A 27000-nucleotide genomic window follows, 5' to 3' on the forward strand; every position below is an offset into this window, starting at 1 on the left:
TTCATGCGTCCGCTAGCCACGTTCAGGACATGCGCAATGACATGGTGGCCGGTCAGGTGACCGTGACGCGGACCGTGTCGTAGCCCGTGGCGCCGTCCGGGATGACGCCCGCGACCGCGCCCGTCTGGGGGCCCTGCGGGTCCGACGCCCGGACGAACAGCTGGTACTCGCCGGGCTCGGCGTCCCACGTCCACGACCACTGCCGCCACGAGTCGATGCCACCGTCGTCGGCGAGCGTCGCGTCGTTCCAGGACCCCTCGTCCACCCGCACCTGCACGCCGGTGACGCCCCGGTGCTGCGCCCAGGCCGTGCCGGCCACCACCACGGACCCGGCGGGGACCGAGCTGCTCGGCCGCGGCACCTCGATGCGCGACTGCGTCTTGATCGGCCCCTCCGGGGACCAGCCGCGGTCGGTCCAGTACGCGGTGGCATCGGCGAACCGTGTGACGCGGAGCTCGGTCACCCACTTCGTCGCGGACACGTACCCGTACAGCCCGGGGACCACCATGCGCACGGGGAAGCCGTGCTCGACGGGCAGCGGCTCGCCGTCCATCGCGATGGCCAGCAGCGCGTCCCGCCCGTCAGTCAGGGCCGCCAGCGGGGTCGACGCCGTGAACCCGTCGACGCTGCGCGAGAGCACCATGTCGGCGTCGGCGGTCGGCCGCGCCCGGGCCAGCACGTCCGCGAGGGGCAGTCCCAGCCACTTCTGGTTCCCGATGAGATCGCCGCCCACCGGGTTGGACACGCACGCGAGCGTCACCCAGGCCTCGACCAGATCGCTCGCCAGCAGCTCGTCCCAGGTGAGCGTGACCTCCTGCTCGACCATCCCGTGGACGCGCAGGGTCCACGTGCTCGGGTCGACCTGCGGCACCACCAGCGCGGTGTCGATCCGGTAGAACTCGTCCGCGGGCGTCTGCCACGGACCGACGCCCTCGACGCCGACGTCCACCCCGGCAGGGACCGGCGCCGCCGACGTGGCCGGGCGGGGGATCCGGATCGCCGCCCGTGCGGACTGCGCACCGCGGGCGCCGGCACCGATCGCCCGACCGAGGACCACACCGACCAGACCGAGCGCGCCGGCCGCCGCCGTGGCCTGCAGGAACGCGCGCCGCCGGACTCCTTCGGGAGCGGGCCGGCCGGGCGCGCCGGGCAGGCGGCGGACCAGCGCGCGCAAGGTCAGCAGCCCCGCGACGGCGCCGACGATCGCCGGTGCCGCCGCGAGCGTGCCGGCGTCCGGTCGGGCCATCGCGGCCAGTCCCGCCGCCGCCCCCAGCACCACGACGAGCGTCGCGCCCCAGGCCCACCGTCGCGCGGCGAGCACCCCGGCCAGCGCGGCGAGCGCCAGCAGCACGACGACCTCACCGATCCCGAGCACCACCTTGTCGGCCGTGCCGAACGTGGAGGCGGCGAAGTCCTTCAGCCACGCGGGCGTCGCGTCGACGAACGCGGACCCGACGGCGACCAACGGGTCGGACGTCGGCCCGGTGATCAGGGCGACGAGCGACCCGACGCCGATCGTCACGACGCCCGCAGCCACCCCCGCGAGCGCGGCGAGCCCCGTGTCCCGACGTCCAGCCATCTGCTGCCTGCCTCCTAGGTGAGTCGTGCACCCCGACTCTGCCGTGACCAGCACCGGATGTCGTCACCCATGATCCGCGCACGACCTGTGCGCCACTCGACCCGCGTCCGAGCACACGGTCGTCAGAGCGCTCGCTTCCTCGGACGTCCCGGTGGTGCGCGGGGGCTCGTGTCAGAGCGCCGGGGAGGTCAGGGTCGCCGGGACGTGGGCGCCGTGGCCCTGGGCCACCAGGGCGTCACGCACTCGTTCCGCTGCCGCGTCCAGCTCCGCGGCGGGCAGGTCGGCGCGGGCGTTGCGGAACGTCAGGCTCGCCTCGTCCCACGCGGGCAGCACGTGCAGGTGCAGGTGCGGAACCTCGAAGCCGGCGACGAGCAGCGCCGCGCGCGGTGCGGACCAGGCCGCCTGCTGGGCGGCACCGATCACCTTCGCCACGGCCATCAGGTGCGCCAGCACGTCGTCGGGCGCCTCGGTCAGCTGCACGATCTCGTCGCGCGGCACCACGAGCATGTGTCCGTCGGTGATGGGCGCGATGGTCCCGAACGCCACGGCGACGTCGTCGGCCCACACGAACCGGGCGGGGATCTCGCCGGCGATGATCTTGGTGAACAGGGTGGTCATGGCGACCACGCTAGTCACGCGCGCTCGCGGGCGAGCCGCTGCAGGGCGAGGACCGTGTTCCAGTTCCGCGCGGTGCCATGACGGCCCGTCGCCTTCTCCAGCACGGGGAGCGTGAGCCTCGAGCGGCCGATGCCGTCGGGGAAGTACGCGTACGTCTCGTCCCCGGCGAACGCGACCCGCTCGTTGCCGTACGGCGTCGCGTCGAACGAGGTGTCCTTCGGGGTGCCGTCCCAGCAGTAGAGGACCAGGTGCGACGGGTCCGAGGACACCTCGTCGGTGAACGGCACCCGGGACACGATCGTGTCCCACTGGAGGAGCGTGCGCGTGAGGACGGGGACGTCGAAACCGAGCTCGGCGGACAGGGCGTCCGACAGGCCCGGACCCACGGACGACGCCGGACCGTGGGGCACCAGCACGAGGTTCCCGCTGTTCACGTAGGTGGTGACCTCGGTGTGCCCGAGGCCCTCGGCGGCCGCGCGGAGCTGGGCGGCCTTGATGGTGCGACCGCCCACGTTGGCGGCCCGGAGCAGGGCGATGACGGGACTCATGACGCCACTCTCACACCCAGGACCAACGTCATGTGCGGGAAAGGTTCCCGCGAGGTAACGACGCGCGCCACCGAGGGAAACAACCGCTTCCTACCGTGGGAGGCGCCCCACCCCCCAGCCCGACGGAGCACCCCATGAACCAGCACCTGGTCGTCGTCGGCGGCGGCATGGTCGCGCAGCGACTGGTCGAGGCGTTGCGTGACCGCGACACCGCCGGCGCCTGGCGCATCACGGTGCTGGCGGAGGAGCCGCGGCGCCCGTACGACCGGGTGGCGCTCACCAGCTACTTCTCGGGCCGGGACGCCGACGACCTGGCACTCGGCGACCCGGAGCTGTGGTCCGACCCGCTGGTGACGCTGGTCCGCGACGACGCCGTGACGCAGGTCGACCGCGACGCCAAGACGGTCACCACCGCCCGCGGCCGCACGGAGCACTACGACCACCTGGTGCTGGCGACGGGCTCGTCGGCCTGGGTGCCTCCGCTCGAGGGCGCGGACCTCCCGGGTGTCTTCGTCTACCGGACCGTCGACGACGTCGCGGCGCTGCGCGGGTACGTCGAGAAGCTCTCCGAGGACCGGGTGGTCAAGGGCGCGGTGCTCGGCGGTGGCCTGCTCGGCCTGGAGGCGGCCGGCGCGCTCCAGGCGCTCGGCGCCCGCACCACGGTGCTCCAGGTGGGCACCCACCTCATGTCGGCGCAGGTGGACCTGGGCGGCGGCGAGGCGCTGCGGCGGCTCATCAACCAGCTCGGGGTCGGCGTCCGGCTCAACGCGATGACCACGAAGATCAAGCCGCACCGCCGCGGTGGCGTCGGTCGCCTCGAGCTGGCCGACGGCGGCCGCGTCGACGCCGACGTCGTCGTCATCGCCGCCGGCGTGCGTCCCCGCGACGAGCTCGGTCGGGCGTCCGGGCTGGCGATCGGTGAGCGCGGCGGCATCGTCGTCGACGACACCTGCCTCACCAGCGACCTCGACATCTCGGCCGTCGGCGAGGTCGCGTGCATCCAGGGCGCGACGATCGGTCTGGTCGCCCCGGGCTACGCGATGGCGGAGATCACCGCCGACCGGCTGCTCGGCGGCACCTCGTCGTTCCCCGGCGCCGACACGGCGACCAAGCTCAAGCTCTCGGGCGTCGACGTCGCCAGCTTCGGGGACGCGTTCGGCCAGACCCCCGGCGCGCTGGAGATCGTCTGGGCGGACCCGGTGGGTGGCGTCTACAAGAAGCTCGTGATGTCCGACGACGCCCGCACGCTTCTCGGCGGCGTCCTCGTCGGTGACGCCAGCGCCTACGCCAGCCTGCGTCCGATGCTCGGCCGCGAGCTCCCGGGCGACCCGGCCGCGTTCCTCCTGCCCGAGGGCGGCGGGGGAGCGCCCGAGCTGGAGCTGCCCGACGACGCCGCCGTCTGCTCGTGCAACAACGTCTCCGCCGGCACGATCCGCGGGGCGGTCACCGAGCACGGGTGCACCGACCTCGGCGCCGTGAAGGCGTGCACCAAGGCCGGCACCAGCTGCGGGTCCTGCCTCCCGCTGGTCAAGAAGCTGGTCACCACCGAGCTGGCCGCCCAGGGCATCGCCGTGAGCACCGCGCTGTGCGAGCACTTCGCCCTGTCCCGCGCGCAGCTGTACGACGCGGTCCGGGTCAGCGGCGTCTCGTCGTTCACGCAGGTCATCGAGCGGTTCGGCACGCGGGCCGAGGGGCGCGGTTGCGACATCTGCCGCCCGACGGTCGCCTCGATCCTCGCCACCACGTCGCCGGCGCACGTGCTCGAGGGCGAGCGGGCCACGCTCCAGGACACCAACGACCACGTCATGGCCAACCTGCAGAAGGACGGCTCGTACTCGGTGGTCCCGCGGATCGCCGGCGGCGAGGTGACGCCCGAGGGGCTCATCGCGATCGGCGAGGTGGCCAAGGACTTCGGCCTGTACACCAAGATCACGGGGGGCCAGCGGATCGACATGTTCGGCGCCCGCATCGACCAGCTGCCCCTCATCTGGCAGCGCCTGGTCGACGCCGGGTTCGAGTCCGGGCACGCCTACGGCAAGTCGCTGCGCACCGTGAAGTCGTGCGTCGGCTCCACCTGGTGCCGGTTCGGCGTGCAGGACTCGGTGGCGCTCGCGGTCATGCTCGAGCTCCGGTACCGCGGCCTGCGCTCGCCGCACAAGATCAAGCTCGGCGTCTCCGGCTGCGCCCGCGAGTGCGCCGAGGCCCGCGGCAAGGACGTCGGCGTGATCGCCACCGACAAGGGCTGGAACGTCTACGTCGGCGGCAACGGCGGCTTCACCCCGCGGCACGCGCAGCTGCTGGCCGAGGACCTGGACACCGAGACGCTGGTGCGGACCATCGACCGGTTCCTCCTCTACTACGTGCGCACGGCGGACCGCCTGCAGCGCACGGCGCCGTGGATCGAGGAGGTCGAGGGCGGCCTGGACGGCGTCCGCGCGGTCGTCATGGAGGACTCGCTGGGCATCGCGGCGGACCTCGACGAGCAGATGGCCCTGCACGTCGTCGAGTACGAGGACGAGTGGAAGGCCACCCTCGAGGATCCGGAGAAGCTGCGCCGGTTCGCGTCCTTCGTCAACGCGCCCGACACCCCGGACCCGTCGCTGGCGTACGTCCCGGAGCGCGGCCAGTCGCGACCCGCCACCGCCGACGAGCGCGACGACGCCCGCCCCACGCCTCACCACGAACCCGTTCTCGTCGCCGGAGCCCGGCTGGAGGTGCGCTCATGACCACGCTGGAGACCACGCTGGAGACCGCTGTGTGGACCGCCGTGTGTCGGGTGCAGGACCTCGCTCCCGAGCGCGGCGCCGCGGCGCTGCTGGGCAGCGACCAGGTGGCCCTGTTCCGACTCCTCGACGGCCGCGTCCTGGCGGTCCAGCAGCACGACCCGTTCAGCGACGCGCACGTGATCTCCCGGGGCATAGTCGGCTCGCGGTCGGTGGACGGGGTCGAGGTGCCGACGGTCGCCTCCCCGATGTACAAGCAGGTGTTCGACCTGACGACGGGCCGTTGCCTGGACGTCGCGGGCAAGACACCCGCGCGCGGACTGAGCCCTGACCTGCGCACCTGGCCCGTCCGGGTGTCCGACGGACTCGTGGAGGTCGGGCGATGACCACGATGCTCGGGCTCCAGCTCACCGGACGTCGCGTCCTCGTGGTCGGTGGCGGTCCGGTCGCGGCGCGCCGCGTGCAGTCCCTGCTGGCCGACGCCGCCGTGGTGGTGGTGGTCGCCCCGCAGCTGTGCGAGGTGCTCCTGGACCTGCACCGCTGGGGGCTGGTGGAGTGGCGCTCGCGCGAGGTGGTGGAGACGGATCTCGACGGTGCCTGGTTGGTGCACACGGCGACGGGCGACCGCTCCACCGACGAGTCCGTCGTAGCGTGGGCCGCCGCGCGGCAGACGTTCTGCATCGACGCGGGGGACGGCTCGGCGGGGTCGGCCCGCACGCCGGCGACCACCCAGCAGGGCGACGTCCTCGTGGGCGTGGTCTCGACGGGTTCCCCGGACCCGCGCCGCACGCTCGCGGTGCGCGACGCCGTCGCGACGCACCTGCGCGAGGGGCACGTGGACCTCCGTCAGCGCCGGGCGCACGCGGGCCGGGTGGTCCTGGTCGGCGGCGGACCGGGCGACGTCGGGCTGCTCACCCTGGCCGGTCGGCGCGCGCTCGCCGAGGCGGACGTCGTGGTGACCGATCGCCTGGGACCCGTGGCGGTGCTCGACGAGCTGGCGCCCGGGGTCGAGATCATCGACGTCGGCAAGACGCCGGGCCACCACCCGGTGCCGCAGCACGAGATCGGCCGGATCCTCGTCGAGCAGGCCCAGCGCGGTCGGGTGGTCGTCCGGCTCAAGGGCGGCGACCCGTTCGTGTACGGGCGGGGCGGCGAGGAGGTGCTCGCCTGCCGGGAGGCCGACGTCGACGTGGAGGTCATCCCCGGGGTGAGCAGCGCGTTCGCCGCGCCCGCCGCGGCCGGCATCCCGCTGACGCACCGCGGGACGGTCGGCGCCGTGCACGTGATGAACGGCCACGACGGCTGGTCGTCCGCGGCACTGACGGGCCTGCGGGACCGGTCGTGCACGGTCGTGGTGCTCATGGGCGTGAGCGCGCTGGCCACGCTCGCGACCGAGGCGCTGGACGCCGGCGCCGACCCTGCCACCCCCGTCGCCCTGGTCGAGGAGGGCACCCTGCCCGGTCAGCGCGTCACCCGCGCGCGGCTCGATGACGTGGTGGATGTCGCGGCGTCGGCCGGTGTCCGTGCTCCCGCGGTGATCGTCCTGGGTGCGGTCGCGGCGGCCGGTCTGCTCGAGCCCGCGCATGGTGACGCGCCTCACACGACCGCGTCGACGGTCGCAGCGGACCCCGGCACCGTCACAATGGCCCTGTGAGCGAACCCATCGACCAGACCCTCGCGGGCCTCGTCGTGCTCATCACCGCGGACCGTCGGTCCGCCGAGCTCGCCGCCGCCCTGGGCCGCCGCGGAGCCGCGGTCCGGCACGCCCCCGCGCTGAGCATGGTGCCGCACATCGACGACGCGGCCCTGCTCGGCGGCACCCGGTCGCTGCTGGCGGACCCGCCGGACACGGTCGTCGTCACCACGGGGATCGGCTTCCGCGGCTGGATCGAGGCCGCCGACGCGCTGGGCCTCGCCGAGGCCCTGGTCGACATGCTGCGCGGCACCCGCATCGTGGCGCGGGGTCCCAAGGCGCGCGGAGCGATCCAGGCGGCCGGCCTGACCGCCGACTGGGTGGCCGAGTCGGAGACGAGCGCTGAGATCGCCGAGGTGCTCCTCGACGAGGGGGTCGCCGGTCGGGACATCGCGGTCCAGCACCACGGTGCGGGCGCCGACGGGCTCGACGAGGCGTTCGCCGCCGCGGGCGCTCGGGTGCGCAGCCTCGTCGTGTACCGGTGGGGTCCGCCCCCGGACCCGGCGGTGGTGGAGGCGTCGGTCCGCGCGGTCGCCGCCGGCGAGATCGACGCCGTCGCGTTCACGTCGGCACCCGGCGCGCACGCCTGGCTGGAGGCGGCCGACGACGCCGGCGTCACCGACCGCATCGTCGGGCTCGCCCGGCGCGGCAGCGTCGTCATGGCGGCCGTCGGCCCCATCACGGCGAAGCCCCTGCTCGAGCGGGGCATCGAGCCGCTCGTTCCCGAGCGGGGCCGGCTCGGCTCCCTGGTCCGCGCGCTCGTCGGCCACTACGGCGGCCTGCAGGCGCTGCAGACCGTCGCCGGTCCGCTCCAGGTCCACCGCGGCACGGCCGTGCTCGACGGTCACGTGCTCGCCCTCACGCCCACGGGGCTGGAGGTCCTACGCCTGCTGGCAGCGGCTGGTGGCTCCGTCGTCCCGCGCGACCAGGTGCTGGCCGTCCTCCCGGGCGACTCGCGTGACCCGCACGCCGCCGAGGTGGCCATCGCGCGCCTGCGGGACGCGACCGGGAGCCGCACCCTCATCCGCACGGTGGTCAAGAGGGGATACCGTCTCCAGCTGGAGGAGGCGGTATGACGAACGCGCTGCACGCCCGGGGTCCGGTGCCCGACCGCCCGCTCGGTGACGTCGACGGGCCTGTCCTCATCGGCTGCTCGCACGGCACCGACGACGCCGGCGGCCGCGCCGCTGTCCGGTCGATCCTCACCGGGGTCGCGGCGGCCCGCCCCCAGCTCGACGTGCGCGAGGCCTTCGTCGACGTGCAGGAGCCCGAGGTCGCGGACGTCGTCGAGCACGCCCTGGAGAGCGACGCGTCGGGCGCGGTCGTCGTGCCGCTGCTCCTGTCGGTCGGCTTCCATGTGAAGGTCGACATCGCGGCCGCTGTCGATCAGCCCGGCGCCACCGCGGCGTCGCCCCTCGGGCCCGATCCGCGGCTCGTGGACATCCTGGTGGACCGACTGGACGCCGCCGGCCTGGCCCCCGACGACCTCGTCGTGCTGGCCGCGGCCGGATCGACGGACCCGGCCGCCGCGCTCGCGGTGGAGTCGGTCGCCGCGGGCCTCGCCGACCGGCTCGAGCAGCCCGTGACCATCGGCTACGGCGCCGGGGCCGAGCCGCGCGTGCCGGCCGCGATCGCGACCGCACGGGCGGACGTGCCGTCGGGCGGACGCGTGGTCGTCGCCTCGTACCTGCTGGCCCCCGGCTACTTCTACGACCGCGTGCTCGAGGCCGGGGCCGACGTGGTCACCGAGCCGCTCGCGCCCGACGAGCGCCTGGTCGACATCGTGCTCGACCGGTACGACGCCGCGACCTGAGACGCGGGTTGCCCCGAAACCTTCCGTACCTCTAGGAACGGGGAATGCCCCGTGCCGTGCGCGTCCTGACGTCCTGCCTCGCTGTCGCCGCCCTCGCGGCGTGCACGTCCTCCGGCGGGTCCGACGACGCGGCGACCCCGACGCTCGCCCCGGCACCCGCCGGCATCTCCGCCTCGCTCGCCCCGGCCGAGACCCCGGACTGCCTCCCGGCCGGCACCGCGACGGTGACCACCGGCAGCGCCGAGGACCCGACGCTGGTCTCGTTCACCGGCGGCGGGACGAAGGGGGTGCTCCTGGCACCGCAGAACCAGGGCGACGCGTGCCAGTGGGCGGACGAGCTGGCCCGGCTGGCGGGGGAGGGCTACCTGGTCGCGTCCTTCGGCTGGTCCGCGGACGGGGAGGAGTCGTTCCTCGCCGCGGTCGACGTGCTCCGCAGCCTCGGCGCCACGGGCATCGCCCTGGTCGGCGCCTCCAAGGGCGGCACGTACGCGGCGGCGTTCGCCGACGAGCTGGCCCCGGTCGCCGTCGTGGCGCTCGGCCCGCCCGCGGTGTTCGACGGCCAGGACGCGCAGTCGGCGTCGAGCAGCTACGACGGACCGCTCCTGGTCATCGCCTCCACCGACGACTCGAGCGTCGGCGTCGACTCGTCCGAGGCGGTCTCCCGGGCGGACGACCCGAGCACGTTCCTCGAGCTCAGCGGCAGCGCCCACGGGGTCGCCCTGCTCGAGTCCGAGCACCGCGACCAGGTGCAGCAGGCGATCGACGACACGATCGCCGCCGGGTTCGCCGCCTGACAGCCCGAAGGCGTGCGACCCGGGGGTGGTGTCGCACGCCTTCGGCGTCTGTGCGGTGAACGGTCAGACGAACCGGCGCCGCGCGAACGTCGCCAGACCGATCCCTGCGGCGAACAGTGCGATCGCCGCGATGAGGCGCCCGACCGAGCTGGCCCCGGTGCCGTCGACCCCGGCGATGTCGATCGAGTACGCCGTGAACCCCGCCGCACCGTCCGGCGCGCCGTAGGCCATGCCCTCGGCCGACGCCCGGTCGGCCTGCGCGCTGAGCACCGCGTACTTCACGCCGAAGTCCTCCGCGGTGCCCTTGCCGCTGACGACCACCTGCGAGGTGCCCTCGTCGGACAGCTGCTGCGTGCCGTCGACCAGCTTCGGCGCACCGTCAGCGGCCGAGACGAGGCCGTCGGACAGCTGCGTCGACCCGTCGGCGGCGTCGCCCAGCCCAGCAGACAGCCTCGTCGAACCGGCCGCCGCCTTGGCCACGCCGGCGGACAGATCCTTCGAGCCCGAGACTGCGGGGGCCAGGCCGTCGGACAGCTTCTGGGAGCCTGCCGCCGCCTCGTTCAGCCCGGCTGAGATCTCCTGTGAGCCGGTGGCTGCCGGAGCGAGGCCGACGGACAGCTTCTGGGAACCGGCAGCCGCCGCGGCCAGGCCGCCGGACAGCGTGCTGGCGCCGGCGTTCAGCTGCGACGCCCCGGCGCCCAGCGCCGTGAGCCCGGTGGCGAGAGTTGCCCCACCGGCGTTGAGCTGGCTGGTGCCCGCCTGGAGCGAGTGCACGCCACCACGCAGGGTGTTGTCCGCAGAGGTGTCGTCGGCGTCGCCGACGCCGGTCTGCACCTTCGCCACCACACCGTTGACCAGCAGGGTGATGCCCGCGTCGACGTCGGCGAGGCCCTCGAGGACACCCTTCTTCGAGGCGTCGCACACGCCCGGCAGCGATGCGGAGCTGAGACCGCACTCGATCTTGGTGAGGTTGGTGGCCGCACCGGCGAGGCCTTGCGACAGCGCAGCCGCGCCACCGGCGATCGTCGCCGGGTCGGTGGTGTCCGTGAGGACGGGGACGCCGCCGGACAGCTGGGCGATGACGGCGTCGTACTGCGCGAGGTACGCGGGGTCCATCCCGGCTCGCAGCGACGTCAGCGCGCCCACGCCCACCGAGAGCTGGTTGCCGAGCGACACCGCCCCGCCGGACAGGGTGGAGGCGGACGCCGCAGCGCCGGAGACGCCGGTCCTGACCTGGTCGATGCCCGCGGTCAGCGTCGATGTCGCGGTCCGCAGCTGCGTGATGCCGTCGTGCAGGCCCTGCGCCTGCGTCGGGAGCGTGCCGATGTCGCCGTACAGCTTGGCCAGACCGGCGTCGACCAGGTCCAGACCGGAACCGACCTGGACCAGCCCGGCGAGGAGTGCCGGCGCCTTGGAGCTGGCTTCGGCGAGACCGGCGTTGAGCGCTCCGGCGCCGGCCGCGAGGGTCGCCGCTCCGGGAGCGAGCTGCGTGGTGAGGCCGGACGCGAGTGCGGCGGCGCCGGGTGCAGCCTCACCGAGGCCCCCGGCGAGCTTCGCTGCTCCGGGAGCGAGCTTGTCGTTGAGTCCGGCGGCGAGCTTGGCCGCTCCGGGCGCGATCTGGTCGTTCAATCCGGCGGCGAGCTTGGCCGCTCCGGGCGCGATCTGGTCGTTCAATCCGTCGGCGAGCTCCGCGGCCCCGGGTGCAGCCTCGTCGTTGAGCCCGGACTCGAGCTTGGCCGCGCCGTCGCGGAGCTGCAGCAGCCCCGCGAGCAGCTGGGCTGCTCCGTCGTGCAGCTGGAGCACGGAGTCGTCGAGCAGCAGGCCGGCGCCCGTGAGGTCGACGCCCTTCTGCGCGCCGGCCTGGTAGCTGGCCGCGCCACCCTTGAACGAGGGGTAGTCGAGCGGAGAGACCGCCATCGACGTCAGGGTGGCCTTCGGGACGACCGCGTGGCTGACCTGCGCGGTGTAGCCGAACTCCGCGGTGGCGGAGCCGATGGGCGGGAACAGGGTCATCTGGAACTGCATGCGGGTGCCGCCGCGCCCGTCGCCGGCGATGCCGGCCTCGTCGGACTGCACGTCGGTGAACGTGGACGGCAGGACGGTGACCAGCTGGCCGATCATCGGGATGACGGTCTGAGCCGACGCCGTCGCCTGCGTGCCGGTGCCGTCGTCGTACGTGACGTCCTGCGTCGCGCCGGTGACGTTGGTGACCTTGTAGTGCACCCCGAGCGTGCCGGACTTGCCGACGACCGCGCCCGGCTGCACCGCCTTGCCGTCGAACGTGTAGGTGACCTCGACCGCGAGGGGGAGGTCCTTGTCGTACGTGCTCAGGGAGCGCTCGCGACGCTCGCCGTCGACGCTGAGGGTGCTGACGAGCTTGCCGTCGGTGACCTGGTAGCCGCCGAAGCCGTCGAGGTTGCGCAGGCCCTTCGTCGAGACGGGGTTCTCGATCGTCGTCGTGCCCGTGCCGCTCAGTGCCAGCTGCTCGTACACGCGGGCGCTCTGGAACGCGCCGGTGGCGGACAGCCGAGCCTGGACGGTCTCGGTGTTGGTGACGGCGACGTCGCCGGAGTCCGCGGCGAACGCGGGGGCTCCGGCGGTGCCGACGAGCAGGGGGATGAGGACGACGGCTGCGGCCGCGGTGGTGGTCGTGCGTCGCACGTCAGGCCTCCGGCTGGGGGTCGAATGGACGGGTGGCGGGCAGCCCGCGACGCGGGGAGGGCGCGGCGTTGGCGGCGACCGGCTCCTCGTTCTGGGTGAAGAGCGGCTCCTCGGCCGCACGCTCCTCCTCGCGGTCCTGCTCGACGACGACGCCGAGCAGCGACGTCGCGAGGAAGCCGGCACCCGCGGCGAGCAGGATGGACGTCGCGGTCGTGGCCGACGAGGTGATGAACGACGCCGGGTCGGCGGTGTACGTCGCCTCGTAGGCACCCGCCATCGCGGCGGCGCCGAGCAGAGCGGACCACAGCGGGAGCTTCCCGCGGCTGAGCGCGGCGACCCCGAGGCAGAGCGCCAGGACGATGAGGACCGCGACGGCGCGACCGGCGGCGGCGTCGGGCAGGGCCGCGGCGCGCAGGGCGTAGCCGAGCCAGGCCGCGACGAAGCCGACGGCGAACCCTGCAGCGCGCTGCGCGGGGGACCGGTCGGGCACGAGGCCGAGGGCACCGCCGAGCGCCGCGCCGAGCAGGGCGACGCCCTGCAGCTCGGGACCGGAGAACAGGACGATCGCTGTCGTCAGGAGCGCGAGGACGAGCCCCGCCAAGATGTGACGCTTCATGACCACCTCGTCGTGGTGACTGGCGGAGCGGGCGGACCCGCTCCAGCAGTGCTGCCGGTAGATGGCCCCCGAGAGCCGGTTGACCTGCACCGTCGCCGTTGACGGGTCAGGTCACCGGGGTTCTCTGGCGGGACCAGCGCACTGTCTACCAGCGCACAAAGCACCTGAGCCACGGGGTACTAGGTAAAACCGGACCGGTAGCAGGTAACCGTTATGACCCCGTGACCTAGGTCACTTGTGCGGGCCTCAGAGGTAGCGCAGCGGGTCGAACTCCTCGAGCGGGATGATCCGCAGACGGGGGAGCTGGACGTTGAACGCGGCGACGTCGCCCTCGAGGTCGAACGTCTCGAGGCCCCGCCCGACGAGGGCCGAGAGCTGGGTGCTGGTGAACTCGCGGAAGGCGAGCAGCCCGACGCGACGGTCGTCGTCGTCGACGAGCTGCTCGAGCTCGGGCGCGAAGTCCCCGTCGTGGCTGGCCAGGAGCACGTCGCCGCCGCGGCCGTGGATGGCCTCGAGGGTGCGCTTGATGCCGATGTCGACGACCTTCTCGTACGACTCGCCCGAGAGCGGGATCGGCTGGAACCCGATCGCGAGCAGCGCCTGCACGAACGACATCGGCAGGTTGCCGTTGGAGGCGTTGAGGAAGAACAGCGCCTTCACGGGCTGGTCCCACGTCTGCTGCGCGAACGTCAGCACGCGCTCCCAGCGGGGCCGCTGCTCCGGGGTGGGCCGCCCGCCGAGGATCGAGGACCCGAGGGTCGCGTCGATGTTCTCGCCGTCCACCAGCAGGTAGGTGGTGCGCGGGGCCGCCTCGGTCGTCATCGCGTCAGCGTATCCGCAGGTGGACCGGCCCGGACCCGACGAGCGGGCCCGGGCCGGGTGCGTCACGCGATCGAGCAGGCGGTGCCGTTGAGGGCGAACGCGCTCGGCGCGGTGTTGGTGCCGCTGTGCGAGCCGTTGAACCCGAACTGCTGGCTGCCGCCGGCCGGGATGGAGCCGTTCCACGCGGCGTTCTTCACGGTGACCGCCGAGCCGGACTGGGTGGTCACCGAGCTCCACGCCTGCGTCACGGCCTGCCCGGCGGGGAAGCTGAACGTGAGGGTCCAGCCGTTGACGGCCGTCGCCGACGTGTTCTTCACCGTGACGTTCGCTGTGAAGCCGGTGTTCCACTGGTTCACGCCGTAGGTGACCTGGCAGCCCGCGACCGGCGGGGTGGTCGGTGTGACGGGCGGCGTCGTCGGGGTCACCGGCGGGGTGGTCGGCGTGACCGGCGGCGTCGTCGGAGTGATCCCGCCGAAGGCCGACGCGATGGCGTCGTACGCCGGCTTCTTGGCGTAGTTCTCGTCCCAGACCAGCGCGGCGCCCTGGCCGGGGAACGTGTCGGGCACCCACGAGTACCGGTCGGTGATGCCCCAGATGGTCACGCCCTGGCAGCGGCTGACCGCGAGGCAGATCTGGAAGACCTTCTTGTAGTCGGCGGCCTGGGTGGCCAGCTTGGTGGCGTCCGACGGCGTCTGCATGCGGATGTCGAGCTCGGTGATCCGCACGTCGACCCCCAGGTCGGCGAACCGCTGCAGGTTCTGCTGCATGGTCGAGGGGACCTGGCCGATGATCAGGTGGGACTGGAACCCGACGCAGTCGATGGGGACGCCGCGGGCCTTGAAGTCCTTGACCAGGTTGTAGATCGCGGTGCTCTTCGAGTTCACCGCGTCGGTGTTGTAGTCGTTGATGCAGAGCTTGGCGGTCGGGTCGGCCGCACGCGCGGCGCGGAACGCGGTCTCGATGTACCCGTTGCCGAGCTTCTGCTGGAACGGGGAGTCGGAACGCCGGCCGCCGTTGTCGTCGAACGCCTCGTTGACGACGTCCCAGGCGACGACCTTGCCCGTGAAGTGGGTCGCGACGTTGGTGACGTGGTTGGTCATGGCGGACTCCAGCGCGCTGCCGGACAGGTTGTTCACCCATCCCGGCAGCTGGGAGTGCCAGACGAGCGTGTGCCCGTACAGCTTCTTGCCGGTGCTGGCGGCGTAGCTGGCCACCTGGTCACCTGCGCCGTAGCTGAACGAGTTCTGGGACGGCTCGGTGGCGTCCCACTTCATCGCGTTCTCCGCGACGACGAGGGAGAACTCGCTGTCCGCGACGGACTTGTAGCCCGACTCCGACAGCCGGGCGGGGGCGAGCGCGAAGCCGATGTCCTTGCCGGCGGCGGTGGACAGGTCCTTGAGGGTCGAGGCCGCCTGGGCGGGGATCGCCAGGGTGGCCCCGACCGCGGCGGTCACCGCGAGGGCGACCGCCGCGGTGCGGAGCGCGGACCGGCGGGGTGGATGGACGACAGGCATGGGGTTCCTCCTCGTTGAGCCAAGTGCCGGATCGCACAGTGGTCGTCGCCGGTCGTCCACCGCGAGGTGCCGAAACATTTCAGGTCCCGGGGCGCGACAGTTTCGATAGCCGCGTGACGGAACATCGGCCACGCCGACCCCGTTGAGGAAAGATCAATGCGTATGCATGAAATCGGAGACGAGGGTCGATGTCGGACGTGAACCGTGAGCTGCCCGGCACGCGGGAGGCCGCGGAGGCGTGGGAGTCGCTCTTCCGCGCCCAGGTGGCGCTGATGCGGCGGTTCCAGCGCGACGACGTCTGGGGTGACCTGACCATCCGCGAGTACGACGTCCTGTTCACCCTCTCCACCTGCCCGGACGGCACGGCGCGGCTCAAGGAGCTGGCCGAGGGGAGCCTGCTCACGCAGCCCAGCCTGTCCCGGATGGTGGAGCGCCTCGAGCAGGCCGGCCTGGTCCGGCGCGGACCCGTGGAGGGCGACGCTCGGGGCGTGGCGGTCGGCCTGACCGCGGAGGGCCGGCGGGTGCAGCGGGAGATCGGCCGTCGGCACGTGCGCTCGATCCGACGCCTGGTCGGCGGAGCGCTGGACACCGAGGAGCTGGCGACGTTGCGTGCCCTCACCGACAAGCTGCGCGCCGCGCAGGCGCAGATCCCGGACCCGTCGGGCTCAGACGCGTAGCGCCCGCAGCTCGGCGGCCACGACCGCGGGCGTGGGCCGCGCGGCGGGATCCTCCGCCGTCATCGCGCGCAGCAGCCGCATCCAGTCCCGGCCGAAGCGCTCCGGCACGTCGACCGGGTCGAGCAGACGGGCGAGCGAGCTGGTCAGCGGGTCGCCGGGGTAGGCGCGCTCGCCCGTGAGGCACTCCAGCAGGACGAGGCCCAAGGAGTAGATGTCGCTGGGCGGGCCCGCGGGGTGGCCGAGCGCCTGCTCAGGGCTCTGGTACCCGGCGGTCCCCGACGTCCCCCGGGGCGTGAGCGGCGCGCCCGCGGCCGTCACCGCGATGCCGAAGTCCGCGAGCACCACCGGCAACCAGGGCGCGTCGCGGGCGCCGCTGTCCGCGCGGTCGGTGGCCACGAGGACGTTCGAGGGCTTGACGTCGCGGTGGGCCACCCCGGCGCCGTGCGCGTGGCCGAGCGCGAGGGCCAGCTGCCGTCCGACGTCCGCCGTGAGGGAGGGCGCGAGCGGTCCGTCCGCGATGGTGTCGCGCAGGGTCCGGCCGTCCACCAGCTCCATCACCAGGAAGGCGACCGGTCCGGTGTCCGGGAGCACGTCCGCCCCCACGTCGAGCAGGGCGACCAGGCTGGGGTGCGCGAGCGAGGACAGGATCCGCGCCTCGTGCGCGTACCGGCGGATCTCCTCGGGGGTCGCAGCGCCGATCGAGAAGAGCTTGAGCGCCACCGGTCGGTGCAGCCGTGCGTCGGTGGCCCGGAACACCTCGCCGGACCCGCCGCGGCCCAGCTGCTGCTCGAGGTGGTAGCGGCGTCCGAGCGGAGCGGTCGCCCTCGGGCGGGACTCGGTCGGTGGCACGGCATACCTGTCGACGATGGGGGCGGAGCTCGTGGGCAGAACTCGTAGGCAGGACTGACGGTAGAAGGCAGGGGAGCCGACCGCACGCCGGGCGCGGGTGAACGGGTGACGGGTGGCGCGTTCGCGGCTTGCAGCCGGTTGCAAGCCACTTGCGCTCCTGAGCAGTACAGTGACAGCATGTCCCGGCGACTCGCAGAGGTAGCACGCAAGGTCGGCGTCTCGGAGGCGACCGTCAGCCGGGTGCTGAACGGCAAGCCCGGCGTCTCGGAGTCCACGCGCGAGGCCGTGCTCACGGCCCTCGACGTGCTCGGCTACGAGCGACCGACCAAGCTGCGCGGCGAGCGTGCCCGCCTGGTGGGCCTGGTGCTCCCCGAGCTGCAGAACCCGATCTTCCCCGCGTTCGCCGAGGTGGTCGGCGGTGCGCTCGCGCAGCAGGGGTTCACCCCCGTGCTCTGCACGCAGACCGCCGGGGGAGTCTCCGAGGCCGACTACGTCGAGCTCCTGCTCGGGCAGCAGGTGTCCGGGATCGTGTTCGCCGGTGGGCACTACGCGCAGCGGGACGCCACGCACGGGCACTACGAACGCCTGACCGGCCGGAACCTGCCGGTCGTCCTCATCAACGCGTCGATCGAGGAGCTCCCGTTCCCGCGCGTGTCGTGCGACGACGAGGTGGCCATCGAGCAGGCGGTCGGGCACCTGGCCTCGCTCGGGCACACGAAGATCGGCCTCGTCCTGGGCCCGGTGGACCACGTGCCGTCCGAGCGCAAGCTGCGGGCGGCGCAGGCGATCACCGCCCGGCTCGGCCTCGAGCTGGGGGAGCGCCAGGTGGTCCGGAGCGCGTACTCGCTGGAGAGCGGGCAGGCGGCCGGCAACCGGCTGCTGCGCGAGGGCGTCACGGGCATCGTCTGCGCCAGCGACCCGCTGGCGCTCGGGGTCATCCGCGCTGCTCGGCGAGCGGGACTGCGCGTGCCGGACGACGTCTCGGTCGTCGGCTACGACGACTCCGCCTTCATGAGCTGCACCGAGCCCCCGCTCACCACCGTCCGCCAGCCGATCGAGCCCATGGGCCGCGCGGCGATCGACCTGCTGGTCAGCCAGATCCACGGCAGCGCCGTGCCGCAGGACGAGCTGCTCTTCGAGCCTGAGCTCGTCGTGCGCGGCTCGACGGGTCCGGCGCCCACCCAGCCGGTGACGCTCGCCGACTGACCCTTCCCGCGTCCACGGACCCCGTCTCGCCGCCCCTGGCGAGGCGGGGTCCGTGGCGTTGTGCGCGCCCTCATCGCGATCCGAGGGTCTTTCGGTCACGCTTCGATAACTGTCCTGTCAGTTTCTTGCGTGGATCCAGTCGCTTCCTTTAGTGTCTGGAACGCGACAGCGACGTCCCGCGGGCTCCTTCAGCTCCGTGACGCACGACGCGGCCGCGGCTAGAGCAGAGGACGACCGGCCCCGGCGACGTCGACGGCGGCCCACGAGAGACGAGACACGAGTGGCGCAGGCGCAGCCCGAGACGGACCCGCAGTGGTGGCGTGGCGCGGTGATCTACCAGGTGTACCCGCGCAGCTTCGCCGACGGGAACGGCGACGGCACCGGCGACCTGGCGGGCCTGCGGTCGCGGCTGCCGTATCTGCGGGACCTCGGCGTCGACGCGATCTGGGTGACCCCGTGGTACGTCTCCCCGCTCGCGGACGGTGGCTACGACGTCGCCGACTACCGCGCGATCGACCCCGCCTTCGGCACCCTCGAGGAGGCCGAGCTGCTCATCAGCGAGGCCCTCGGGCTGGGCATCCGGACCATCATCGACGTGGTCCCCAACCACGTCTCGGACCAGCACGAGTGGTTCCAGGCCGCGCTGGCCGCCGGACCGGGTTCCCCGGAGCGCGAGCGGTTCTGGTTCCACCCCGGCAAGGGCGAGCACGGCGAGCAGATCCCGACCGGCTGGGTCTCCGACTTCCAGGGCAACACCTGGACGCGGACCACCGACCCGGACGGCACCCCCGGCGAGTGGTACCTGCACCTCTTCGCGCCGCAGCAGCCGGACGTCAACTGGTCGCACCCGGACGTCGTCGCGGAGTTCGAGGCGGTGCTCCGGTTCTGGTTCGACCGCGGTGTCGCGGGCATCCGGATCGACTCGGCCGCCCTGCTGGTCAAGGACCCGGAGCTGCCGGAGGTCCCCGTGCACCCGGGCCCGGGGGAGCACCCGCACGTGGACCGGGACGAGCTGCACGACGTCTACCGCGGCTGGCGCGCCGTCGCCGACTCCTACGAGGGCACCCGCGTCCTCGTCGGCGAGGTCTGGCTCCAGGACAAGGCGCGCTTCGCGCAGTACCTGCGCCCCGACGAGATGCACACCGCGTTCAACTTCGACTTCATGGCGCGGCCCTGGGACGCCAAGCAGCTGCGCGAGTCGATCGACATCACGCTCGCCGCGCACGGCCCCGTCGGAGCGCCGGCCACCTGGGTGCTCTCCAACCACGACGTCACGCGGCCGGTCACCCGCTACGGGCGCGAGGACACGTCGTTCGCGTTCACGGCCAAGCGCTTCGGCACCCCCACGGACCTGACCGTCGGGCTGCGTCGAGCGCGTGCGGCCGCCCTGCTCACGGCCGCCCTGCCCGGCTCGCTGTACATCTACCAGGGCGACGAGCTGGGCCTGCCCGAGGTCGAGGACCTCCCGCTGGACCTCCTGCAGGACCCCATGCACTTCCGTTCCGAGGGCGTCGACCCCGGCCGGGACGGCTGCCGCGTGCCGCTGCCCTGGGCGGGGACCGCCGCCCCCTACGGATTCGGGTCCGCCGGGTCGTGGCTCCCGCAGCCCACGGCCTGGGCTGACCTGACCGTCACGGCACAGGAGGCCGACCCGGCGTCGACCCTGCGCCTGTACCGCGACCTCCTGGCGATCCGCCGGGCCGAGCCCGCGCTGGGCGACGGCCCGATGACGTGGATCGACTCCGTCGACGACGTGCTCGCGTTCGCCCGTGGCGACCTCGTGTGCGTCGTCAACCTCGGCGACGAGCCCGTCGCCCTGCCCACCCCCACCGAGCTCCTGCTCTCGAGCGCCCCGCTCGAGGCAGGTCTGCTGCCGCGCGACACCGCCGCGTGGCTGCGCACCCCCGCCTGACCCGACCGCACCACCCGCACACGCACCACCCCTGAACACAACTGATCGCGACCTGGCACCCCGTCCGGCGCGTTCCCTCACGAAGGAGTGACGATGAGGTCCTCACGCACCACCGCGCTGGCCATGGCCGGTGTGCTCTCGCTCGGCCTGCTGGCCGCGTGCAGCACCGACGACGACCCCTCGGCCGGCGAGTCCGCCGACGGCAAGGTCACCCTCGAGGTCGCCGGGCTCCAGCCCGGTGCCGAGACCGACGCCGTCGCGGCGCTCGACGCACGCGTCAAGGAGTTCGAGGCGAAGTACCCCGACATCGACATCCAGCCGCAGGAGTACAACTGGCTCGCGTCCACGTTCTCCGCGCAGCTGGCCGGCGGCACGCTGCCCAACGTGTTCGAGATCCCGCTGACCGACGCCAAGACCCTCCTCGAGAACGGCCAGCTGGCCGACATCGACGAGCAGTTCCAGTCCCTCGACTACGCGGGTGACTTCAACACGACGCTGCTCGACGCCGGCACCGGCGACGACGGCAAGGTCTACGCGATCCCCGCCAAGTCGATCTACGGCGTCGCGCTGCACTACAACCGCAACCTGTTCGAGCAGGCCGGCCTCGACCCCGACAAGCCGCCGACGACGTGGGACGAGGTCCGCGAGTACGCCAAGACGATCCACGACGCCACCGGCGTCGCGGGCTACGCGACGATGGCGCTCGACAACGCCGGCGGGTGGCAGCTGGCCGCCGCGGCCAACTCGCGGGGTGGCGTCATCCAGGAGCAGGACGGCGACAAGTACGTCGCCACGCTGGACGACCCGGCGGTCAAGGAGCACCTGCAGTGGCTGCACGACCTCCGTTTCGAGGACGACTCGATCCTGCCCCGCACCGACCTGGGCTGGGGTGAGATCAACGAGGCGTTCGCGGGTGGCCAGCTGGCCATGTACACGTCCGGCTCGGACGTCTACAACGCGCTCGTCGAGAACAACGGGCTCACCGAGGACTGGGGCTACGGCCTCACCGCGATCCCGACGTCGAACGGCGGTGGCGCCCTCACCGGCGGCACGCTCGCCGCGGTGACCAAGGAGTCGACGGACGCCCAGAAGGACGCCGCGATCAAGTGGATCGACTTCTGGTACCTGACCAAGATGCTCGACCAGGACCAGGCGGTGGCCGACGCCAAGCTCCGCAACGAGGAGGGCCAGGCGGTGGGCACCCCGGTGCTCCCGATCTTCAGCCAGGAGCAGTACGAGACGTCGCTCGAGTGGGTCAAGGACTACATCAACGTCCCGCTCGAGAACATGGTGGGCTACACGGACGTCATGTTCACGCAGCCCAGCGTCGGTGAGATCAGCGCGTCCACCCAGGACACCTATGCGCTGCTCTTCCCGATCGTCCAGGCGGTCCTCACCGACGCGGACGCGGACATCGACGACCTGCTCGAGACGGCGAACACCCAGGGTCAGGCTCTGCTCGACCAGTGACGTCGTGACGGTGCCCGGCCGGTCCGCCGGCCGGGCACCGTCGCACGAGCTTCCCGCACCCCCGAGAGAAGGCTCCTGATGACCACGGACGACGTCGTCCTCGCGCCCGCGCGCCCCAGACGCGCCGGCACCCCCCTCACCTGGGTGCGGGGCGGTGGGCTGAGCGCCCTGGTGTTCGCCCTGCCCCTGCTCGTGATCTTCGGCGTGTTCTCCTGGCTGCCGATCGTCCGCGCGGTGGTGATGAGCTTCCAGAAGACGAACCTCATCACCACGTCGTGGGTGGGTCTGCAGAACTTCCAGAACGTGTTCGCCGACCCGTTGCTGCCCGTCGCGACGCGCAACACCCTGTGGTTCGCGCTGCTGGCTCTCGTCTTCGGCTACCCGATCCCGCTCGTCGCCGCCGTGCTCATGCGCGAGGTGCGGCGGGCGAAGGGCCTGTACTCGGCTCTGGCGTACCTGCCGGTCGTCGTGCCGCCCGTCGTGGCCGTCCTGCTCTGGAAGTTCTTCTACGACCCGCGACCCGAGGGCGTGTTCAACACGATCCTCGGCTGGGTCGGCATCCCGCCCCAACCGTGGTTGCAGAGCATGACGATGGCGATGCCGTCGCTCGTGCTCGAGGCCACGTGGGCGGCTGCCGGCGGCACGGTGATCATCTACCTCGCGGCGCTGACCGCGGTCCCGCCCGAGCTGTACGACGCCGCCGAGGTGGACGGCGCAGGCGTCTGGCGCAAGGTCTGGCACGTGCTGCTCCCGCAGCTGCGCGGGGTCCTGTTCATCACGCTGATCCTGCAGATCATCGGGACCGCGCAGGTGTTCCTCGAGCCCTACCTGTTCACCGGCGGTGGCCCGGCCAACGCCACGGTGACCATCCTCCTGCTCATCTACCGCTATGCGTTCGGCAACAGCCTCGGCGGCAACTACGGCGAGGCCACCGCGCTCAGCCTGCTCCTCGCGGTGTTCCTGGCCGTGATGTCCCTCGTGTACTTCCGCCTGACCCGCCGTTGGAGCACCTCGTGACGACGACCTCTCCCATCCCGCCGACGACGCCGCCCCCGGTGCTCGGCACCGAGCCCGCCGAGGTGCCGGTCCTGCCGGGCGCCGAGCTGGTCCGCTCGACGAGGGCACGCCGAGCCTCGTCGACCGACGAGGGCGAGGACCGCAGCGCGGTCTCCGTCTCCGACTGGCGCCGACCGTCCGTGAAGTGGTCGCTCGGCACCACGCACTGGCTGCTCCTGGTGCTCCTGGTGGTGTGGTGCGTCGGCCCGATCCTGCTGCTGGCCAAGTTCGCCGTGACGCCGACGCAGGACATCCTGCGCACCCCGCTGGCGGTGTTCCCGAACGGCATCGAGTGGTCCAACCTCAGCCAGGCGTGGAACGACGTCCAGGTCAGCAAGTACTTCGTCAACACGATCGTGCTCGCGGCCGGGGCATGGTTCTGCCAGATCGTCGTCGCGACGACCGGCGGGTACCTGCTCTCGGTGCTGCGTCCCCGGTACGCCCGCGTGCTGCAGGCGGCGGTGCTGGCCACCCTGTTCGTGCCCGCGGTGGTCCTCCTGGTCCCGCTGTACCTGACGGTGCTCGACACGCCGGTGTTCCACACGTCGCTCGTCAACTCGTTCTGGGGCGTGTGGCTGCCGGCCGGTGCGAGCGCGTTCAACGTGGTGCTGGTCCAGCGGTTCTTCGACAACCTGCCGCGCGAGATCTTCGAGGCCGCCCGGGTGGACGGCGCCGGGCCGTTCCGGCTGTTCTGGTCGATCGTGCTGCCCATGAGCAAGCCGATCCTCGGGGTGGTGTCGATCTTCGCCGTCATCGCGTCGTGGAAGGACTTCCTCTGGCCGCTGCTCGTCCTGCGCAACCCGGACCTGCAGCCCCTGTCGGTCCGGCTCCCGTCCATCGAGGCGACCACCGACAAGGGCGTCCTCATGGCGGCGCTCGCCATCTCGACGCTCATCCCGATCGTCCTGTTCCTCGTGTTCCAGCGCATGTTCCTGCGCGGAGCAGGGCTCGGAGGGGCGGTCAAGGGCTGAGCGGCAGGTTCTGACAGCGCGTGCGGTCAAGATCACGGTCCGTGGGGCCTGCTCACCGCGAAGGGTGCCGACCCCCGGTGGGATGATCGTCCGGTGGCCCCCGACACCGCCGTGAGCACCCTGACGTCCTCGACCGACCGCAGCGCCGTCGCCCCGTACGACGCGCTGCTGCTCTTCTCGTTCGGGGGTCCGGACGGCCCCGACGACGTGCTGCCGTTCCTGCGCAACGTCACCCGGGGCAAGAACATCCCCGACGAGCGTCTGGCGGTCGTGGCCGAGCACTATCACCACTTCGGCGGCGCCAGCCCGATCAACGGCCAGAACCTCGCTCTGCAGAAGGCGCTCACCGAGGAGCTCGCCCGGCGCGGCCTCGACCTGCCGGTGGTGTGGGGCAACCGCAACTGGGAGCCGTACACGCGGGACGCTCTGTCGGCGGCCTACTCGGACGGTGCGCGTCGCATGGTCGCGGTCGTGACCAGCGCGTACTCGTCGTACTCCGGCTGCCGGCAGTACCGGGAGAACCTCTGGGCGTCGCTCGACGAGCTCGGTGCCGACGTCGGCCTCGGCGAGGGCGAGCACCCGCTGGTCGTGGACAAGGTGCGGTCCTACTTCAACCACCCTGGGTTCGTGCAGGCGAACGTCGACGCGGTGACCGAGGCGTTCGCGTCGATCGACCGTGACGCCCGCCTGGTGTTCGTCACCCACTCCATCCCGGACACGATGGAGGAGGCCTCGCAGGTGTCGGGGGCGTCGTACTCGGCGCAGCACCTCGACGTCGCCAGGACGGTCGCCGCCGCGGTCGAGGAGCGCCTCGGGCGCCCGGTGACCTGGGACCTCGCGTACTGCTCGCGGTCGGGCCCGCCCAGCCAGCCGTGGCTGGATCCCGACGTCAACGACCACCTCGCGGCGCTGGCGGCGGACGGGGTCGAGGCGGTTGTGCTCTCGCCGATCGGCTTCGTCTCCGACCACATGGAGGTCGCGTTCGACCTCGACACCGAGGCGTTGGCGACGGCGGCCGAGCTGGGCATGGTCGCCGTCCGCGCGGACAGCGTCGGTACCCGCGAGCCGTTCGTGCGCGGGCTCGTCGACCTCGTCCTGGAGCGTGCCGCGCTGGCCCGGGAGGCGGACGCGACGGGCGCGCACCCGGTCACGGCCGACCTCGTCGCGGACGCCGCCGCGCGGCCCGTGGCCGAGGCGACGGCCGGTGACCTGCCGCCCTACCGGTCGGTCTGCCGACCGGGCTGCTGCCAGATGCGCGCCGGCGAACCCACCGGCATCCCCGCCGCCTGCTCGACCGACCCCTGGTCCTGACCACACCCCTGGAGCACCCTGCGATGACGCACGACCCCGAGGCCCTCAACGCCACCGTCCGGTACACCATGTGGACCGTGTTCGCCCTCGAAGAGGTGCTGCCCGAGGACGACGACGAGCGCGCCGAGCTGATCACCGCCGCCCAGGCCGCGGTCGCCGCCGACGGGCTCGTGGTCCGCGGCTGGTACGACGTCGCGGGCCTGCGGGCGGACGCCGACCTCATGGTCTGGTGGCACGCGGAGACGGTCGAGGAGGTGCAGGGCGCCTACCAGCGGCTGCGCGCCAGCGACCTCGGCCGGCACCTGCTGCCCGTGTGGTCCGTGGTCGGCCTGCACCGGCCGGCGGAGTTCAACCGCGCCCACGTCCCCGCGTTCCTGGCGGGCGAGCCGGCGGGCGACTACATGACCGTCTACCCGTTCGTGCGGTCCTACGACTGGTACGTGCTGCCCGAGGACGACCGCCGCCGCATGCTCGTCGAGCACGGTCAGGCCGCCCGCGGGTACGCCGACGTCCGCGCGAACACCGTCTCGGCCTTCGCGCTCGGTGACTACGAGTGGATCCTCGCGTTCGAGGCGCCCGAGCTGCACCGCATCGTCGACCTCATGCGGGACCTGCGGGCCACGGACGCGCGCCTGCACGTCCGCGAGGAGGTGCCGTTCTACACCGGCCCGCGCGTGACGCTGGAGACCTGGGCGGACCGCCAGCCCCGCGGGTGACATCATCGGGGGATGGTGGAGCTGGCAGGTACCTGGCGGTTCACGGCGCTCGAGGGCGCGCAGGTCGAGGGTCGACGGCGCGCGACCCCGTGGCTGACCTTCGACGGTGACGGGCAGGTGTTCGGCCTGGCCGGGGTCAACCGCGTGCGCGGCACGTGGGTGCTGGACGGGGACACGCTGACGTTCGGCCCGGTCGTGTCCACGCTCATGGCGGGACCGCCGGACGCGATGGCCTGCGAGCAGCAGGTGCTCCGGCTGCTCGGCGAGCCCGCGACCGTGTCGGCTCCCGACGACGACACCCTGGTGCTGGACGGCGTCGCCCCCGCCCGGCTGGTCCGGGACCCGCACGCCGCCGACCAGCAGGTCTAGGCGGGCACGACCACCGAGGGCCAGCGTGCGGCCACCTGCTCGAGCGTGTGCAGGCGGGTCGCCACGTCGTAGGCGGTCCCCGTGATCATCAGCTCGTCGGCACCGGTGCGCTCCACCAGGGCGGCCAGCTCGTCGACGGCCCGGTCGGCGGTCGTGGCCACCTGGGTGCCCGGGACGCGGGCGAAGAAGTCCGCGGCGGCGGCCGGGTCCAGCGCGGCGAGCTCCCGGGCGGCGTCCTCGGGGGCGACGATCGGCCCGAGCGGCCGCCCGGTGCGCAGCGACAGGGCCATGACGCGGCTGGGGCCCGCGAGGTAGTGCGCCTCGTCGTCGGAGTCGGCGACCAGCACGGAGGCCGAGACCATGAGCCGCGGGGCGTCCAGCACGGGTGACGGCCGGAACGCGCGGCGGTAGGCGTCGGCGGCCTGCAGCGTATGGCCCGTGTTGAAGTGGTGGGCGTAGCTGAAGGGCAGGCCGAGCGACCCGGCCAGCTCGGCGCTGAACGAGCTGGACCCGAGCAGCCAGACCTGTGGCGTCGAGGTCGCTGACGGGGTCGCCGACAGCCGCGTGGCCCGCAGCGAGGGGGCGCGGCCGGGCAGCTGCTGCCCGAGCAGGGCGAGGACGTCGATCACCTCGGCCGGGAAGTCGTCGGCACCGAGGCCCTCGACCGTGCGCCGCAGGGCAGCCGCGGTCATGGGGTCGGCGCCGGGTGCACGGCCGATGCCGAGGTCGATGCGGCCAGGATGGAGGGCCTCGAGCATCGCGAACTGCTCGGCGACGACGAGCGTCGGGTGGTTGGGCAGCATGACCCCGCCGGACCCGACGCGGATGCGGTCGGTCGCCGCCGCGAGGTGCGCCAGCAGCACCCCGGGGGACGTGGACGCGACCGCGGGCATCGCGTGGTGCTCGGCCACCCAGAACCGCGCGTAGCCGGCGGCGTCGGCGGCACGGGCGAGCGCGGTGGTCGCGGCGAGCGCCTCGCCGGACGACTGGCCGACGGCGACCGGAGAGGTGTCGAGCACGGACAGGGGCACGGGGTTCGGGCGAGTCACCTCGTTCGCAACACCCGCGCCCCTGCCCGTACT

24 protein-coding genes are annotated in these 27000 nt (G+C 72.9%); 15 read left to right on the top strand and 9 right to left on the bottom strand.

Annotated features, from left to right (window positions below; translation table 11 throughout):
- Positions 1-52 precede the first annotated feature (52 nt).
- The 3 genes from ASD18_RS08955 to ASD18_RS08965 form a co-directional block, all read right to left on the bottom strand.
- Positions 53-1579, bottom strand: a complete 1527-nt coding sequence (locus ASD18_RS08955) for a molybdopterin-dependent oxidoreductase (protein WP_056089577.1) — start codon at positions 1577-1579, stop codon at positions 53-55.
- Positions 1580-1750: 171 nt separating this feature from the next.
- Positions 1751-2197 (bottom strand): HIT family protein, encoded by a 447-nt coding sequence (locus tag ASD18_RS08960; RefSeq protein ID WP_056089580.1) that lies wholly within the window; start codon positions 2195-2197, stop codon positions 1751-1753.
- 14 nt (positions 2198-2211) lie between these two features.
- A complete protein-coding gene (locus ASD18_RS08965; RefSeq protein WP_056089584.1) occupies positions 2212-2745 on the bottom strand; it encodes a DUF1697 domain-containing protein in 534 nt (177 codons plus the stop codon).
- Positions 2746-2879: 134 nt separating this feature from the next.
- Between ASD18_RS08965 and nirB the strand changes: the two genes are divergently transcribed.
- The 6 genes from nirB to ASD18_RS08995 are packed head-to-tail and all read left to right on the top strand — an operon-like array spanning position 2880 to position 9768.
- Positions 2880-5471, top strand: a complete 2592-nt coding sequence (gene nirB / locus ASD18_RS08970; protein ID WP_056089587.1) for a nitrite reductase large subunit NirB — start codon at positions 2880-2882, stop codon at positions 5469-5471.
- Entirely contained in the window at positions 5468-5854 is a 387-nt protein-coding gene (nirD, locus tag ASD18_RS08975; RefSeq protein WP_056089589.1) for a nitrite reductase small subunit NirD, read from the top strand. Before nirB ends, nirD begins: the two co-directional genes overlap by 4 nt.
- Positions 5851-7122 (top strand): uroporphyrinogen-III C-methyltransferase, encoded by a 1272-nt coding sequence (gene cobA, locus ASD18_RS08980; protein ID WP_056089592.1) that lies wholly within the window; start codon positions 5851-5853, stop codon positions 7120-7122. Before nirD ends, cobA begins: the two co-directional genes overlap by 4 nt.
- Entirely contained in the window at positions 7119-8237 is a 1119-nt protein-coding gene (locus ASD18_RS08985) for a uroporphyrinogen-III synthase (protein WP_056089593.1), read from the top strand. The genes cobA and ASD18_RS08985 overlap by 4 nt, the downstream gene beginning before the upstream one ends.
- Positions 8234-8974, top strand: coding sequence for a sirohydrochlorin chelatase (locus ASD18_RS08990; RefSeq protein ID WP_082573697.1), 741 nt, complete (start codon positions 8234-8236; stop codon positions 8972-8974). The genes ASD18_RS08985 and ASD18_RS08990 overlap by 4 nt, the downstream gene beginning before the upstream one ends.
- A 44-nt stretch (positions 8975-9018) precedes the next feature.
- Positions 9019-9768 carry a S9 family peptidase gene (locus ASD18_RS08995; RefSeq protein WP_056089596.1) on the top strand — a complete coding sequence of 250 codons (750 nt, stop codon included), beginning with the start codon at positions 9019-9021 and terminating at the stop codon, positions 9766-9768.
- 63 nt (positions 9769-9831) lie between these two features.
- Here ASD18_RS08995 and ASD18_RS09000 read toward each other — a convergent pair whose 3' ends face one another.
- The 4 genes from ASD18_RS09000 to ASD18_RS09015 form a co-directional block, all read right to left on the bottom strand.
- Positions 9832-12429, bottom strand: a complete 2598-nt coding sequence (locus ASD18_RS09000) for a hypothetical protein (RefSeq protein ID WP_056089599.1) — start codon at positions 12427-12429, stop codon at positions 9832-9834.
- 1 nt (position 12430) lies between these two features.
- Positions 12431-13045, bottom strand: a complete 615-nt coding sequence (locus ASD18_RS09005; protein WP_056091894.1) for a hypothetical protein — start codon at positions 13043-13045, stop codon at positions 12431-12433.
- A gap of 246 nt (positions 13046-13291) precedes the next feature.
- The gene (locus ASD18_RS09010) at positions 13292-13867 is read right to left on the bottom strand and encodes an NYN domain-containing protein (RefSeq protein WP_056089602.1); all 576 of its coding nucleotides are present in this window, start codon (positions 13865-13867) and stop codon (positions 13292-13294) included.
- A gap of 62 nt (positions 13868-13929) precedes the next feature.
- On the bottom strand, positions 13930-15381 hold the full coding sequence (locus ASD18_RS09015; protein ID WP_056089607.1) for an endo-1,4-beta-xylanase: 1452 nt from the start codon (positions 15379-15381) through the stop codon (positions 13930-13932).
- Positions 15382-15569: 188 nt separating this feature from the next.
- Here ASD18_RS09015 and ASD18_RS09020 point away from each other — a divergent pair, with 188 nt between their 5' ends.
- Entirely contained in the window at positions 15570-16058 is a 489-nt protein-coding gene (locus ASD18_RS09020; RefSeq protein WP_056089611.1) for a MarR family winged helix-turn-helix transcriptional regulator, read from the top strand.
- Here ASD18_RS09020 and ASD18_RS09025 read toward each other — a convergent pair.
- Positions 16047-16907 (bottom strand): serine/threonine-protein kinase, encoded by an 861-nt coding sequence (locus ASD18_RS09025; RefSeq protein WP_056089614.1) that lies wholly within the window; start codon positions 16905-16907, stop codon positions 16047-16049. The genes ASD18_RS09020 and ASD18_RS09025 overlap by 12 nt on opposite strands.
- Positions 16908-17084: 177 nt before the next feature.
- On the opposite strand from ASD18_RS09025, the gene ASD18_RS09030 reads away from it, so the two are divergent.
- The 8 genes from ASD18_RS09030 (at position 17085) to ASD18_RS09065 (ending at position 25918) form a co-directional block, all read left to right on the top strand.
- Complete coding sequence (locus tag ASD18_RS09030) at positions 17085-18113, top strand: LacI family DNA-binding transcriptional regulator (protein ID WP_056089617.1); 1029 nt, start codon at positions 17085-17087, stop codon at positions 18111-18113.
- A 280-nt stretch (positions 18114-18393) separates the two neighbouring features.
- A complete protein-coding gene (locus tag ASD18_RS09035) occupies positions 18394-20025 on the top strand; it encodes a glycoside hydrolase family 13 protein (RefSeq protein WP_056089621.1) in 1632 nt (543 codons plus the stop codon).
- Between the two features lie 93 nt (positions 20026-20118).
- Positions 20119-21495 (top strand): ABC transporter substrate-binding protein, encoded by a 1377-nt coding sequence (locus ASD18_RS09040; protein WP_056089624.1) that lies wholly within the window; start codon positions 20119-20121, stop codon positions 21493-21495.
- A gap of 78 nt (positions 21496-21573) precedes the next feature.
- Positions 21574-22512: a carbohydrate ABC transporter permease gene (locus tag ASD18_RS09045; RefSeq protein ID WP_200938505.1), complete on the top strand. Its 939-nt coding sequence runs from the start codon at positions 21574-21576 to the stop codon at positions 22510-22512.
- On the top strand, positions 22509-23522 hold the full coding sequence (locus tag ASD18_RS09050) for a carbohydrate ABC transporter permease (protein WP_056091901.1): 1014 nt from the start codon (positions 22509-22511) through the stop codon (positions 23520-23522). The genes ASD18_RS09045 and ASD18_RS09050 overlap by 4 nt, the downstream gene beginning before the upstream one ends.
- 93 nt (positions 23523-23615) lie before the next feature.
- Positions 23616-24833 (top strand): ferrochelatase, encoded by a 1218-nt coding sequence (locus ASD18_RS09055; RefSeq protein ID WP_235522305.1) that lies wholly within the window; start codon positions 23616-23618, stop codon positions 24831-24833.
- Between the two features lie 23 nt (positions 24834-24856).
- The gene (gene hemQ, locus ASD18_RS09060; RefSeq protein WP_056089625.1) at positions 24857-25549 is read left to right on the top strand and encodes a hydrogen peroxide-dependent heme synthase; all 693 of its coding nucleotides are present in this window, start codon (positions 24857-24859) and stop codon (positions 25547-25549) included.
- 12 nt (positions 25550-25561) lie between these two features.
- Positions 25562-25918 (top strand): META domain-containing protein, encoded by a 357-nt coding sequence (locus tag ASD18_RS09065; protein WP_056089627.1) that lies wholly within the window; start codon positions 25562-25564, stop codon positions 25916-25918.
- Here ASD18_RS09065 and ASD18_RS09070 read toward each other — a convergent pair.
- Positions 25915-26967, bottom strand: coding sequence for an LLM class flavin-dependent oxidoreductase (locus tag ASD18_RS09070; protein ID WP_056089630.1), 1053 nt, complete (start codon positions 26965-26967; stop codon positions 25915-25917). The two genes, ASD18_RS09065 and ASD18_RS09070, sit on opposite strands and share 4 nt — an antisense overlap.
- Positions 26968-27000 lie beyond the last annotated feature (33 nt).

This window comes from Cellulomonas sp. Root137, from assembly GCF_001426725.1.
In the GTDB taxonomy this organism is placed as follows: domain Bacteria; phylum Actinomycetota; class Actinomycetes; order Actinomycetales; family Cellulomonadaceae; genus Cellulomonas.